Origin of the sequence: Streptomyces sp. NBC_01390 (assembly GCF_045040105.1) — a bacterium.
In the GTDB taxonomy this organism is placed as follows: domain Bacteria; phylum Actinomycetota; class Actinomycetes; order Streptomycetales; family Streptomycetaceae; genus Streptomyces.
Window position 1 is genome coordinate 2,795,495 of sequence record NZ_CP109551.1, and the last position, 13,070, is coordinate 2,808,564.

Below are 13,070 nucleotides of genomic sequence, written 5' to 3' on the forward strand. Positions count from 1 at the left end.
TGTGATCCGTGTCGGCACCGGCGGACGCGGACAGGCTCAGGCCTGTGCCACCGAGGCGGATCGGCCGGCCAGGCCGGGAGCGCCAAAGGTTCTCTTTCCGTACCGCTCTGTACCACTCCCCCTCGTTCCGAGCGGGCTCGCGCGGCCGGCGTCAGAGCAGACACCGAGCTGACAGAGGCCCACGCCGGCGACGTAGAACGCCCTGGGCGATCCGCTCGACGATCACACAGACGCACGGTTCCCCCACACCATCGTCAGTGGGTCACTGGCGCTCGGTCGCCAGCAGGCCGTCCACCACCAGTCCTGCCAGGGCCTGCGCCCTGGTCAGACGGTCCGCATGCCACGTGCCTTCCGGGCTGCCGAGGCGCCGGGCGAGGGGTTCATGGACCAGTCCCGACGCGGGGGCGATGATGGCGAAGAACACGACGTCGACGGGGACCCGCGCCATGCCTCCGGAGGCCATCAGCCTCTCGATGCTGGGCGCAACGAGGGCGAGCGTCGGGCCGATGTAGCGCTCGTACAGGTAGTCCAGCCGCTCGGTGTCCTGTGCGGACTCGTCCGCCATCAGCATGGCGAGGTACGGCTCGCCGACGCTGACGCGGTAGAACTCCCTGACGAACTGCCGCACCACGTCCCCGTCGGCGCTCCCGGGGGCGGGCTGCGCCATACCCGTGAGTTGAGCACTGAGCGCGGCGTCCACCACCGCACGCCAGTAGGCGGCCTTGGAGCCGTAGCGGTCGTTGATGAAGGTGGGTCCGACCCCGAGACGGCGCGCGAGCTCCCGCGCCGACGCCCGGTCGTATCCGAGCGTCGCGAACGCCTCCAGGCCCCGCAGCAGCACCTCCCGCCCCGCAGGCACCGCGGTGGAATCCGCCCTGGGGCCCGGACACGTACGAAGGGATCAGACGCCGATGCGGCGCACCCTTGACGCGGTTACAGGGACCGGGTGCACAGCATCGTGCCGAGGGGGGTTCGGTGGTGGAGGACCGCTCGGCCGGCCCGGACCGTTGTGATCAGGCCGGCTTTGCGTAGCGCGGTGGTGTGTTCGGAGACCGTGGCGTTGCTGACTTTGAGGTGGCGGGCGGCGTCGCTGGTTGTGTGTTCGTGGGCGAGCAGCCGCAGGAGGTCCGCCCGGGTCTGGCCGAGTACCCCGGCCAGCGGGTCGCTGTTGCCTGTGGCGGGTGGAAGGGGCAGGCCGGAGCCTGCGGGGTAGACCAGCAGCAGGGGTCGGTCGGGCAGGTCGGAGACGAATGGGTTTCCGGTCCAGTGGAAGGTCGGCATGAGTATCGCTCCGCGGCCGCCCAGCCGGATGTCCCGTTGGCGGGGCATGTCGATCTCCCAGACGCCGTCGTGGAGTCGGGAGCTGGGCAGCAGGGCGGCGAGCGCGGCGCCGATGCCGTGCTCGGCCGTGGCCAGGGCGTGACGGGTGAACTCCGTCTGGTGCAGGTCCTGCACCGTAAGCCAGTTGGGTTGCAGGATGGTCTCGTAGGCGTCGAGCTGGGCGCGCAGGAGGAGCTGCCACGATTCGGCGTGGCCCTGGTACAGGCCGCGTATCCATCGCGGAGTCGGGGACGCTTGCGAGGGATGCAGCATCTCGATCCCGGTGCGGATCAGGTCGGGCGGCGCGGCCCGCACGATGCTCAGCCCTTCTGTGACGGTGTCGCTGGCGGCGTCGGCGAATTCGGGGGACCCGACTACGGGTGAGACCAGGTCCCACAGTGGTCTGGTGCTGGCGGGAAGGGAACGGCGCATATTACGTCTCCAGCGGCCGAAGAGAACGTTGCCGTCGGGACGGGTCAGCATTATCAGGGCCACGCTCAGCTCAGTCAGCGGTGCTGGCCGCGGCGCGAACCTGATGCGGGCAAGATCGTCGGCCGATAAGTGGATCCGCAGCACTGTTACCCCCCGTGGTGATGCCGGGCAAGCCTTTCGGGCAGGGCCGAAACGATCGTCTGCGTCCCCGCCCCGTAGCAGCATTCTGGTCATGCCCCTTTCATTCACCCAGGCTGACTGCAGAGGGACAAGGGGGCGAAGGGGGAGGAGAGGGGGAGCTTTGTGCTTCGTCTGTCCAGTGCGGCGCGTCCGCTGATGGCCTGCTGTCCTCCGGCTGCATGTTGCTTGCGGCCGGCTTCTCCGGCCTGGCGCTGCGGGGGCGGCGGCCCGGTGGCGACCTGTGTGTCACCGCCGGTCCCGCACACCATCGGGAACGGCCTACAGATGCCGTTCAGCATGCCGGCAGGGCGATCAGCACAGGAGCCACACGGCCGGTGATTCGGCCGCTGATCGGAAGTGGACGGCCACAAGCGGCTTCTGGCGGACCAGGCCGCCTTCCGACCGGACAACACGATCCGGGCACTACCGCTCGTGGTGGTGGCACCTCAGTGGGAGAGCTCTACCCCCTGTGTTTTGTGGCGGCGGCCGTCCGGTCGCGGCCCGTGGACCGGGCGTCGAGGAGTGCGGCCCGGGGCAATCGATTCCGTTTCTGTGCAAGAGAGGCAGTCGCATGGAAAGTCGACACAGACTGATCGGTGTTCTGGTCAGTGTTCTGAGAACCGGGGTCGTCGGTGATGTGCTTACCGGACCCGGACGATCCACTGCCCGGTGGCAGCGCGCTACCCGGGCGGGCCGGTTAACGGCGTGTTTCGCCGTGGCGGCGCTGGTCGCTGTGCTCGTCGTCGCTGCGCCGGGCGCAGCCTCGGCGGCTACCCCTGCCGATGGTCTGGCTCCATTGGAGGCTGTGCACGGCCAGTCGGTGATATCCGGCCGGTATGTCGTGGTGCTGCGCTCGAAGCCTGCCGGCCGGGCCGCGGGACACCCAGCTGCAGCCGTGGTACGGGCCCGGTCCCTGGGGGTGCAGGTGGAGCATGAGTACGGGCATGCGCTAAGCGGATTCGCCGCGGCGCTGTCGTCGGCCCAGCTCGCGGCGGTGCGTGCCGACCCGGACGTCGCCTCGGTCTACCCCGACGGTGTGGCCCACGTCGATGACATACAACCGTCGCCGACCTGGGGTCTGGACCGCGTCGACCAGCGCAACCTACCGTTGGACAACAACTACATCAGCAACGCCACCGGGGCGGGGGTGACCGCCTTCGTCATTGACACCGGAATTCGCGCCACGCACACACAGTTCGGCGGGCGCGTCTCCGGCGGTGCCGACTTCGTCGGTGACGGCAACGGCACCAACGACTGCCATGGGCACGGCACCCACGTCGCCGGCACGATCGGCGGGTCCACCTACGGAGTCGCCAAAGCCGTCTCCTTAGTCCCCGTGCGCGTGCTCGACTGCAGCGGTAGCGCTCCGTTCTCCACGGTCATCGCCGGGGTCGACTGGGTCACGGCCCATCACTCCGGGCCATCGGTAGCGAACATGAGCCTGGACGGGAGCGCCTACCAGCCACTGGATGACGCCGTCACCAACTCGATCAACTCCGGGGTCGTCTACGCCGTCGCGGCCGGCAACTTCAACGACAACGCGTGCAACTACTCCCCGGCCCGCACCCCTGCGGCGATCACCGTCGGGGCCAGCACCAGCTCCGACAGCCGTGCCACCGCCTACTCCGACTACGGCTCCTGCGTGACACTGTTCGCCCCTGGCACCGGTATCACCTCCGCGTGGAACGGGTCCGACACCGACACCAACACCATCAGCGGCACCTCGATGGCCACCCCCCACGTGGCCGGAGTCGCCGCGCTCTACCTGCAGAACAGACCCACCACCCCACCCGCGGTCATCAAGGGCTGGATCACCGACGCGTCCACTCCCGGCGTCCTGAGCAACGTCGGCGCCGGTTCACCCAACCGCCTGCTCTACTCGGAGCCCGTCTTCGGCTCCTCGATCGCCGCCGCGCGCAACGGCGATGGGCAACTGGAGATCTTCGGGACCAACACTCAGGACGCGGTAGTCCATCGCCTGCAGACCTCCAACGGTGACTGGTCGGGGTCGGGCTGGGGAGTGTTCGACGGCTCACTGCGCTCGGTTGCCGCCGAAACCAACGCCGACGGACGAGTCGAACTGTTCGGCGTCAACGGCGCCGGAGCCATCGTCCACCGCCTGCAGACCTCTCCCGGTGACTGGTCGGGGTCGGGCTGGGCGGTGTTCGACGGCTCGCTGAGACCCTAGACAGCTACGGCACCACGGTGACCCGATGGTCACCGTGGTGCCGCGTCCTACCTCGGTTTCCCTTTGATCGGTAGCGTGCTCGGGGCGAAGTTCTTCTCCCCGACGTCAGCCCTCAGACGAGAGCGCCGGGCCGACCGCACCAGGACGGTGCTGTACGGCTGCTACACCGCGTGGTCCCAGTAGCGGAGCACTTCCCGACCAGGCAAGGACGCGCTGGCCCCGGAGGCTCGGTTTTCGTCGGGCCATGCCTTCGCGTGCGGCGGCCGGGCGGGGCATCGTCACTGCCGTCCCAGTCGGAACACGCATGGGGCATTGCGCTCGCTCTGGACAATGGCGCGCCATGAGATCGCGGCGAACCCGCGGGTCCTTCACCGCACAAGAAACCACAGTCCGGCGGGTTTGCCGCTTCACACCTCCGGGAACCCGCGAACCTGTCGGTTTCAGGCAGGCGCCGTCTCGAAGGTGTCGGTGGTCAATGAGGACACCGGCTGGTACACGAAGTCGGAGATCCCCCTCCCGCCCGGAACGGGCCTGTCCGACAAGCAGGGCGTGGACATCCACACCGACAACATCACCTGGACCGACGACGTCAGGGAGATGAAGCTGCGCACCAAGGTTCCTGAGGGGACGATCGACGTCACACTGCGCCCCCGCGGAAGCGTCCTCTACAACCTGGGGACGGGCTACTTCCCCATGTTCGGCGACGCGAAGTACTCGAACTACGAATACGCCCTGCCCACGGTGGACACCTCCGGGACCCTGACTCTCAACGGCCGCACCGAGAAGGTCCGCGGGCAGTCCTGGCTGAACCTGACCCTGTCCAACGGTGACAAGGTCAGTGTCTGGAACCAGAAGTACGGCGACAGGAAGAACAACTTCGCGACCATCGTGCAGCCCGACGGCACGCAGACCGTCACCGAGGCGACCCTCACGCCGGCGAGCACGCCAAGCTGAACGTCACCGTCTACGCCGAGGATCAGGAACTTCTGGTCCCCGGGCCCGGCTACGAGGGCAGCGCCGCCGTCACCGGCACCTACGACCAGGCGCTCCTGCGTGCCACCTTCCGCATCCTCATCGACTCGGTCGAAGACCTCACCGTGGTCGCCGAGGCCGCCGACGGACAGGAGGCCGTCGACCTCACCGCCGAGCACCGCCCCGACGTCGTCATCAGGGACATCCGCATGCCGCACCTCGACGGGGTCTCCGCCACGGCCGCCATCTGCGCCCGGCCAGAACTCGCCGGAACGCACATCCTCGTCCTGACCACCCCAAGCCCTGATCAGCCGCTTCCTGGCCACCCCCGACAACGACGGCTTCCTCGCCCTCCCCGACGCCGCCAAGGCCCTGCCCGACCGCGAACGCGAAGTGGTCGCCCTGGCCGCCCACGGCAAGTCCAACGCCGAGATCGCCGACGAACTGGTGGTGAGCCCGCTGACCGTACGCAGCCACATCCACCGCGCCATGACCAAGCTGTACGCCCGCGACCGCGCCCAACTCGTCGTCATCGCGTACCAGAGCGGCCTGGTCAAGCCGCACCCACACCGCTGATCTGCCAGCTCCCCACCGACGAACCCGGCGAGCGAAGCGTCCAGTTTCCGGAAGCGTTTCCGCTGGTCACAGCGTTCTTTGTCGGCGTAGACGATCAATTCGCCAGAGCCGCTGGACGCACGGCCTGCGGGCCGAAGCGTCGGCGCGCCCGGTCGGCGGCACGCTCTGCCGCGCGGGCCCGGTCGTCGCCCGGGTCCATGGAGAGCTGGCGGTAGGCGCTGCCGGCGGGCAGCAGGTTGTCGGCGCGAATCGTGTAGCAGCGGACTCGTGCTCGTTGCAGCCCCAGCGCGGTCAGCAGACTCAGAGCGGTGGCCGCGATGGCGGGCGAGTGGTTGGTGGGCTCCGACATCGTGTTCGTACGTGTGGTGGAACTGCGGTCGGCGTAGCGCACCGTGAGAGTGAGCCTCCTGGCGATCTGGTTCTCCCCGCGCAGACGTTGGCCGATCTGGTCGGCGAGTCCCAGGACGGCTTGGTGATGTCGTGTCGGATCGAGACAGTCCCGGTCGAGCACAAGGTCGGCGGTCAGGTGCGCCGCAGGCTCCTTCGGGGTGACCGTACGAGGGTCGTAGCCGCGGGCGCGTTCGGCCAGCAGCCGCGCCTGAGCGGCACCGAGGAGCCGTTGCAGGGTCGCCGCGGGCAGGTCGGAGACCTGCCCGACGGTATGCAGTCCGTACCGGGCGAGGGTGCTGGTCGTGGCGCGGCCGATCCCGGGCAGTGCGGTGACGGGGCGGGGGTACAGCCATTCGGCGGCCCTCGCGGCCGGGACCCAGGTGGTGTCTCCCGGCGCGGAGGCGTCGGCCGCCATGGATGCCAGCATGCGATTGCCCGCGAGGCCGGCACTGCTGTCGATGCCGTAGAGGGCCTTCAGCCTGATCTTCGCCAGTTGGACCACGTCGTAAGGGGACAGATCGAAATACCGGAGCGCCGAAGTCAGGTCCAGCTGAACGGCGTCGGGCGGAACCGCCTGCACATGGGGCGTGACGCCAGACATCAGTTCGATTACGTCGCCGTACTGCGCCTCGGTCAGCACAGCGTGCAGATGGAAGTGTGCGATATGCCGCTGACGCGTGTTCATCCTGCACTCCCCGGACTGCGGTGGCCGAACTTCTTCAGGTCGGCGGAGCGGGTCCCGGCGGGCTGCAGATCGGCGTACGGATGCAGCTGAGCCCCTGTCGTGCCGTTGGCGAGGGTGCGCCGCGGCTGGGCGGGGGTCGGGTGCGGGCGACGCTCGCCGAGGAGAGCGAGTGCGGCCTCGGGGCCGTTGTCGCGGCGGGTGGCGGCGATCTCGTCGAGGTCCCAGGCCATGGTGCCGACGACGGTACGACGGGTGCCGCGCACCTGGACCGTGCCGCGCACCAGCAGCAGCCCGCTGTGGAAGACGGTGTGCGCGCACGCCGGATGCGAATCCTCGAAGAAGGCCAGGTCGACCAGGCCGGAGCCGTCCTCCAGGGTGACGAAGATGATCCGCTTGCCGCTGGCGATCGGCGGAGTCTGCGTCGAGGCCCGTACCCCCGCGACCAGGACCTGCTGACCGGCGCGCAGTCCGGCCAGATGGGCCGCGTCGGTCGCGCCGATCTCCCGCAGCAGCCGATGGTGATGCTCCATCAGATGCTTGGAGACGTCGATGCCCAGGGTGCTCAACTCGGCGCTCAGGGCCTCGCGTCCGGTCATCTCGGGCAGCCCGCTCGGCTCCGCCCCGCCGACCGCCCCGGTATCGATGGGCAGTTGGCCCTCGCCTGCGGTCCGGTTGCGGGACTGGCGGTGCAACTCGGCGATCTGGAGCAGGAGATCACGCCGGGTGAGCCGGCCGTCGTGGAGACAGCTCAGGGCGCCGATCTCGGCGAGGCGTTCGGCGACCGGCCTGCTGGGCCGGCCTCGCTGCCAGAAGTCCGACAGTGATCCGTACGGCTGCCCCTCCTCGATCCGCGCGGACTCCTCCTCGCTGATGCCACGCACCTCGGACAGCGCGAGCCGTACACCCCACCGCTCTCCCTCGGCCTTCTCCACGATGTGTCTCACCCGGGAGCGGTTGATGTCCACGGGCAGGACCTGCACACCTCCCCGCCGGGCGTCGGCGACCAGGACACGCTTGGGCCACATACCCGGGTCGTGTTCGAGCAGACCGGCCAGCAGGTACGCCGGGTAGTGGGCCTTGAGCCAGGCACTCTGCAACGCGGGTACGGCGAAGGCGACCGCGTGGGCGCGGCAGAAGCCGTAGGCGCCGAAGGCCTCGACGGTCTTCCAGACCTCGTCCCGGACGGCCGCGCTGTAGCCACGCGCGCGTGCCAAGGCCTGGAACCAGTCCCTGACCCGTGGCAGCCGGGCCTTGTCGCCGAGTGCCCTCCGTGCGATCTCCGCCATCGCGTAGTCGCAGCCGGTCATGACCGCCAGCGTCTCGATGATCTGCTCGTGCCAGATGGTCACGCCGTAGGTGTCGGCGAGCACCGGTTCCAGGTCCGGGTGGGCGTAGGCGGGGGTGCCGCCATGACGGGCGGCGATGTACCGCTCGGGCATACCGCCCGCGACCGGGCCGGGGCGGAAGAGGCTGATGTCGGCGATGACGTCCTGCACGTCGCGCGGCTGGAGCCGGGACAAAAGATCTTGCTGGCCGGGCGATTCGAGCTGGAACAGACCCAGGGTCCGACTCTCCTGGATGAGCTTGAAGGCGAAGACGTCGTCGAGCGGCACCTGTTCCGGATCGTCCAGTTCGATACGGCGACCCGTTGTTCGTTCGATCTCCGTGACGGCGTGGGCCATCGCGGACTGCATCCGCACACCCAGGACGTCCAGTTTGATGTTGCCCAGCGCCTCGATCTCCTCCTTCGCCGCCATCGCCATGGGGTAGTCGCCCTGCGGGGTGGGCTGTACAGGCAGCCGGTCCAGCAGGGTCGCGTCGCTGATGACCACGCCACAGGGGTGCATGGCCATGCCGTGGACCAGGGAGTCGAGGCCCTCGGCCAACTCCCACAGCGGTCCGAACCGGTGTGCTTCTGCGGCCAGTTGACGCAGTTCGGGCAGTTCGGCGAGGGCGCCGGTGATGTCCGAGGCACGCAGGTGCGGGAAGCTCTTGGCGATCCGGTCGACGTCCGCGGGTGCGATGCCGAGGGCCAGGCCGGTGTCACGCAGTGCCCGGCGGGCGCGGTAGGTCTCGGGCATGGCGGTGACCGCGACCCGTTCCTTGCCGAACCGTTCGAAGATCGCGTCGTAGCACTCCAGGCGTCGGGCGGACTCCACGTCGATGTCGATGTCGGGCAGCCCCTTGCGCCGCTCACTGAGGAACCGTTCGAACAGCAGCCGGTGTTCGAGAGGGTTGGCGGTGGCGATGCCCAGCGCGTGGCAGACCATGGAACCGGCGCCCGAGCCGCGGGCGGCGACCCGGATGCCCAGTTCCCGGATGTCGGCGACGACCTGGCCGACGGCGAGGAAGTACGGGTCGTAGTTCAGCTTGGAGATCACGGCGAGCTCGTCGTCCAGCCGGCCGAGCGCCACTCGGTCGCGGTCGAGGCCACGTACGGCCAGGCCCGCCTCGCACCGCTCACGCAGCAACCGGCCGGCGGCGCCCGCACCGGGCCCGGCACCGAGTACGGAAGGTTCCGGCAGGTGGGGGGTACCCAGGCCCAGGTCGGCCACGGGGTCGAGGGCGCAGGCGTCCGCCGTGGCGGCGGTGTCGGCCAGCAGCCGTCGGGCCCGCCGGGCGTCGGCTCCGGCGCACTCGGCGACCGCGTACGCGATCTCCGTCATCCCTCCCTCGTCCTTCAGCCAGCGCTCCCCGCTGTCGAGGCGGCGCCGGTCGATCGGCCGCAGCAGCCGGGCGGCGTCCAGGACGTCGGCGAGACGGTGCTGGTCGGGGTCGGCATAGCGGACGGCATTGGTGAGGACGGCGGGGGTACGGGTTCGGTCGGCCAGGGCGAGGGTACGGGCGGCGAGGCGCAGGGAGCCGGGGCCGATACCCGTACCGGGGCCGGGGCCGATACCCGTAGCTGCACCGCCACCACCACCGCCGCTGCCCTTGCCACTGCCACCGGCACCGCCGATGCCACTGCCATCGGCGTCGATGAAGAAACGTTTGTGCATGATCACCTCCAGCCGCACCCCACTCCCGAACACCTCCCGCCAAGGCGCCAGCAAGCGCACCGCGACGTCCTCCCGGCCCACCGACAGGGCCCGCACCGGCTCCGAGAGCGGGCCGAGCAGCACAGTCAGACCGGGACCGCCGTACTCACGCAGCGCTTCCCAGGGCACCATCACCGGCGCCGCGCCGGACGCCGTACCGACATACGCGGCCGAGGCGATCCGGCACAGCCGCGCCCAGCCGGCCCGGTCCTGCGCGAGCAGCGTGAACCGCAGCGGCGGCTCGGCCACATGGGCGCCGCCGCGCACCGGGGTACGGCGCCGCCGGTCCGGGGGCGGCGGCGCGAGGGCGGCCACCGCCAGGTCGACGCCGAAGACCGGCCGGACCCCTTCCTTCGCACAGGCCCGGGCGAACCGTACGGCGCCGGTGACCGTGTCCCGGTCGGTGAGGGCCAGCGTCCCCATACCGCGCTCGGCGGCCCGCCGGGCGAGCAGCTCGGGGTGGGCGGCGCCGTAGCGGGCGGAATAACCGGACGCGACGTGCAGATGGGCGAAGCCCGTCATGCCGCACCTCCATCACTCCGTCCCTTTTCGGCCACGCATTCGATCACCAGTTCGACGATCGGCTCGTACGAGATTCGCACTTCCGTTCGATTGGTTCGTTCACTCTAGCCCCATCGACCCCGGTCAGCGACCTGATCAAGGACGACCGCAGCTGCTCGAAGGCCGTCGACGCCGCCACAGCCCCGTCCGTACGGCCTCGCGCCCGGCCTCGTACACAGCCTCCCGAACGGCGAAATCCCGCCCCTGGAAACCAGGGGCGGGACCGTCCCGGACCGATCGGACCGGGAGAGGGACAGCGCGCGTGAAGGACGCGCGGTAAGGGGCTCAGCCGATCTGCGTACCGGTGGCCGACAGCGCTTCCGTGACCGGCTGGAAGAAGGTCTCGCCGCCCGCGCTGCAGTCGCCGCTGCCGCCGGAGGTGAGGCCGATCGCACTGCTGCCCGAGAAGAGCGAGCCGCCACTGTCGCCGGGCTCGGCGCAGACGTCGGTCTGGATGAGCCCGTTGACGATGTCGCCGTTGCCGTAGTTCACGGTCGCGTTCAGACCGGTGACCGTGCCGGAGTGCACCTGGGTCGTGGAGCCGCTGCGGGTGACCGACTGGCCGACGGTGGCCGAGGCGGCGCCGGTGATCCGCTGGGAGCTGCCGTTGTAGAGGTTGACCTGACTCGGGTGGGCGACATCGGCCGTGTACTTGACCAGGCCGAAGTCGTTGCCGGGGAAGCTGGACGACTCGTTCTGGCCGATCACGCCGGACGAGTCCGACCAGGTCGAGATCGCCTCCGTGCAGTGCCCGGCGGTCAGGAAGTACGGCTCGCCGCCCTTGACCACGTTGAAGCCGAGCGAGCAGCGGCCCCCGCTGCCGGTGATCGCGTCGCCGCCTGCGACGAAGGTCCTGAACTCCCCCTTCGTACGCTGGAGTTCGACTGTGCCGCCGAGGCCGTCGACGACCTTGGTGAGCTTGCTCCACTCGGCTGCGGAGACGGTGCGGTCGGCGGTGACGACGACCTTGTTGGCCGTCGGGTCGACCGCCCACGAGGTGCCGGGGATGGTCGCGTCCCGCTTCAGCGTCGTACGGGCGCTGTCGAGTTCGGCGACGGAGTTCTCGACGATCCGCGCCCGGGCGCCGGCCGACTCGACGGTCCGGGCCGCCGTTTCGTCGAGCACGTTGACGACGAGGTTCTTCGTCTTCGCGTCGTAATACGTTCCCGCGACGTCGGCGCCGAGGTCCCTGGCGAGCGTCGAGGCGATCTTTCCGGCCGCCGGGACCGAAAGGGCCCTGGGTTCAGCGGTCTTGGCGACCTCGCTGGCGTTCGCACTCTGGAAGGTCAATCCCGCGGCCACGAGTGCGGTGATGCCCGCACCCACCATGGTGGCGCGGCGCCCTGATATGCGTCGGTGCTTCAACTTGTGTCCTCCTGTGGGGGGTTCGGCCGGGAGGTTGTGGGGACCTCCTTGTGCCGGTTGGACGCCGCCCACTATTCCGAGACGTTCGGGGAGCACACAAGGTCGACTTCAGGACGCGCGTAGACAAACGGGCGTGCGCCCCCACCCACGGCCCCACCTTGACAGTCCACGGTCATTTCACAGTTGCTTCACGCGAATTCGCACTGCAAACACTACGCGTGAGTAATGAGTGGGCACACCGTGAGGTCTAGTCCTGTCTTGAAATCGCCCTTTCGGGGCTCAACTCCAACAAGGAAGCGGCGGAAGGCAGTTGCTCCTGCACCGATTGCTCGAACGGATCGGACGGATCGGACGGATCGGACGGATCGACTGGCCCGGACGGCCCGGACGGACGTGATGGCCCGGATGGACCGGACGTCTCGGACCTCTCCCCTTGCGACGGCTCCACCGAGGGCGCGTCCGCCGACACGGCCGGCGACACGACCGGCGGTGCTGCGGCCGCTGGTGCGGCCGGCGGCCCGGCCGGCTGCTGCGCCCGTTCCAGGAAGCGGAGCAGTTCCACCGGGAAGGGCAGGACGAGCGTGGAGTTCTTCTCGGCCGCGACCGCCACCACGGTCTGGAGCAGCCGGAGTTGGAGTGCCGCGGGCTGCTCGGACATCACTCCGGCGGCCTCCGCGAGCTTCTTCGACGCCTGCAGCTCGGCGTCCGCGTTGATGACCCGCGCCCGGCGTTCCCGGTCGGCCTCCGCCTGCCGGGCCATCGAACGCTTCATGGTCTCCGGCAGGGACACGTCCTTGATCTCGACCCGGTCGATCTGCACACCCCAGCCCATGGCCGGACTGTCGATCATCAGCTCCAGCCCCTGGTTGAGCTGCTCCCGGTTGGACAGCAGATCGTCCAGGTCACTCTTGCCGATGATCGAGCGCAACGAGGTCTGCGCCATCTGCGAGACCGCGAACCGGTAGTCCTCGACCTGGACGATCGCCTCGGCCGCGTCGACCACCTTGAAGTAGACGACGGCGTCCACGCGCACGGTCACGTTGTCCCGGGTGATGCCCTCCTGCGCGGGCACGGGCATCGTCACGATCTGCATGTTGACTTTGCGGATCCTGTCCACGAAGGGCACGATCACGGTGAACCCCGGCCCGCGCACACTCGACGTGAGGCGCCCGAGGCGGAACACCACACCTCGCTCGTACTGTTTGACGACCCGCGCCGCAGCCGCCACGTACAGCACTCCGGCGGACGCGACAGCGACTCCCGCCGTCACCAGCTCCTCGACCATGCCGGCCCCCAGGGTCCGAAGTGGGCGTATGCAGGGGAGACTTCCTGTACTTCGAAGGTAACTCCGTCGGGCGGACAA

At 69.4% G+C, this 13,070-nt stretch carries 8 protein-coding genes and 1 pseudogene; 3 read left to right on the forward strand and 6 right to left on the reverse strand.

All coding sequences use genetic code 11. The features are described 5' to 3' along the window. Positions 1-262: 262 nt before the first annotated feature. Positions 263-859 (reverse strand): TetR/AcrR family transcriptional regulator, encoded by a 597-nt coding sequence (locus OG241_RS12435; protein WP_405815320.1) that lies wholly within the window; start codon positions 857-859, stop codon positions 263-265. A 74-nt stretch (positions 860-933) separates the two neighbouring features. After that, positions 934-1,752: an ArsR/SmtB family transcription factor gene (locus OG241_RS12440; protein WP_405815321.1), complete on the reverse strand. Its 819-nt coding sequence runs from the start codon at positions 1,750-1,752 to the stop codon at positions 934-936. 751 nt (positions 1,753-2,503) lie between these two features. Between OG241_RS12440 and OG241_RS12445 the strand changes: the two genes are divergently transcribed. From OG241_RS12445 to OG241_RS12455, 3 genes and pseudogenes are all read left to right on the forward strand, one after another. Next, positions 2,504-4,120, forward strand: coding sequence for a S8 family serine peptidase (locus OG241_RS12445; RefSeq protein WP_405815322.1), 1,617 nt, complete (start codon positions 2,504-2,506; stop codon positions 4,118-4,120). A 468-nt stretch (positions 4,121-4,588) separates the two neighbouring features. Beyond that, positions 4,589-5,074 (forward strand): lipocalin-like domain-containing protein, encoded by a 486-nt coding sequence (locus OG241_RS12450; protein WP_405815323.1) that lies wholly within the window; start codon positions 4,589-4,591, stop codon positions 5,072-5,074. 32 nt (positions 5,075-5,106) lie between these two features. Continuing rightward, a pseudogene (locus tag OG241_RS12455) lies at positions 5,107-5,668 on the forward strand (LuxR C-terminal-related transcriptional regulator). A gap of 94 nt (positions 5,669-5,762) precedes the next feature. Here the strand turns inward: OG241_RS12455 and OG241_RS12460 are convergent. From OG241_RS12460 to OG241_RS12475, 4 genes are all read right to left on the reverse strand, one after another. Then, a complete protein-coding gene (locus OG241_RS12460; protein ID WP_405815324.1) occupies positions 5,763-6,743 on the reverse strand; it encodes a DNA polymerase thumb domain-containing protein in 981 nt (326 codons plus the stop codon). Continuing rightward, positions 6,740-10,303, reverse strand: a complete 3,564-nt coding sequence (locus tag OG241_RS12465) for a DNA polymerase III subunit alpha (RefSeq protein ID WP_405815325.1) — start codon at positions 10,301-10,303, stop codon at positions 6,740-6,742. Before OG241_RS12465 ends, OG241_RS12460 begins: the two co-directional genes overlap by 4 nt. A gap of 324 nt (positions 10,304-10,627) precedes the next feature. Further along, on the reverse strand, positions 10,628-11,707 hold the full coding sequence (locus tag OG241_RS12470) for a S1 family peptidase (protein ID WP_405815326.1): 1,080 nt from the start codon (positions 11,705-11,707) through the stop codon (positions 10,628-10,630). Between the two features lie 247 nt (positions 11,708-11,954). Then, positions 11,955-12,992: a slipin family protein gene (locus OG241_RS12475; protein WP_405815328.1), complete on the reverse strand. Its 1,038-nt coding sequence runs from the start codon at positions 12,990-12,992 to the stop codon at positions 11,955-11,957. Between the last annotated feature and the right edge of the window lie 78 nt (positions 12,993-13,070).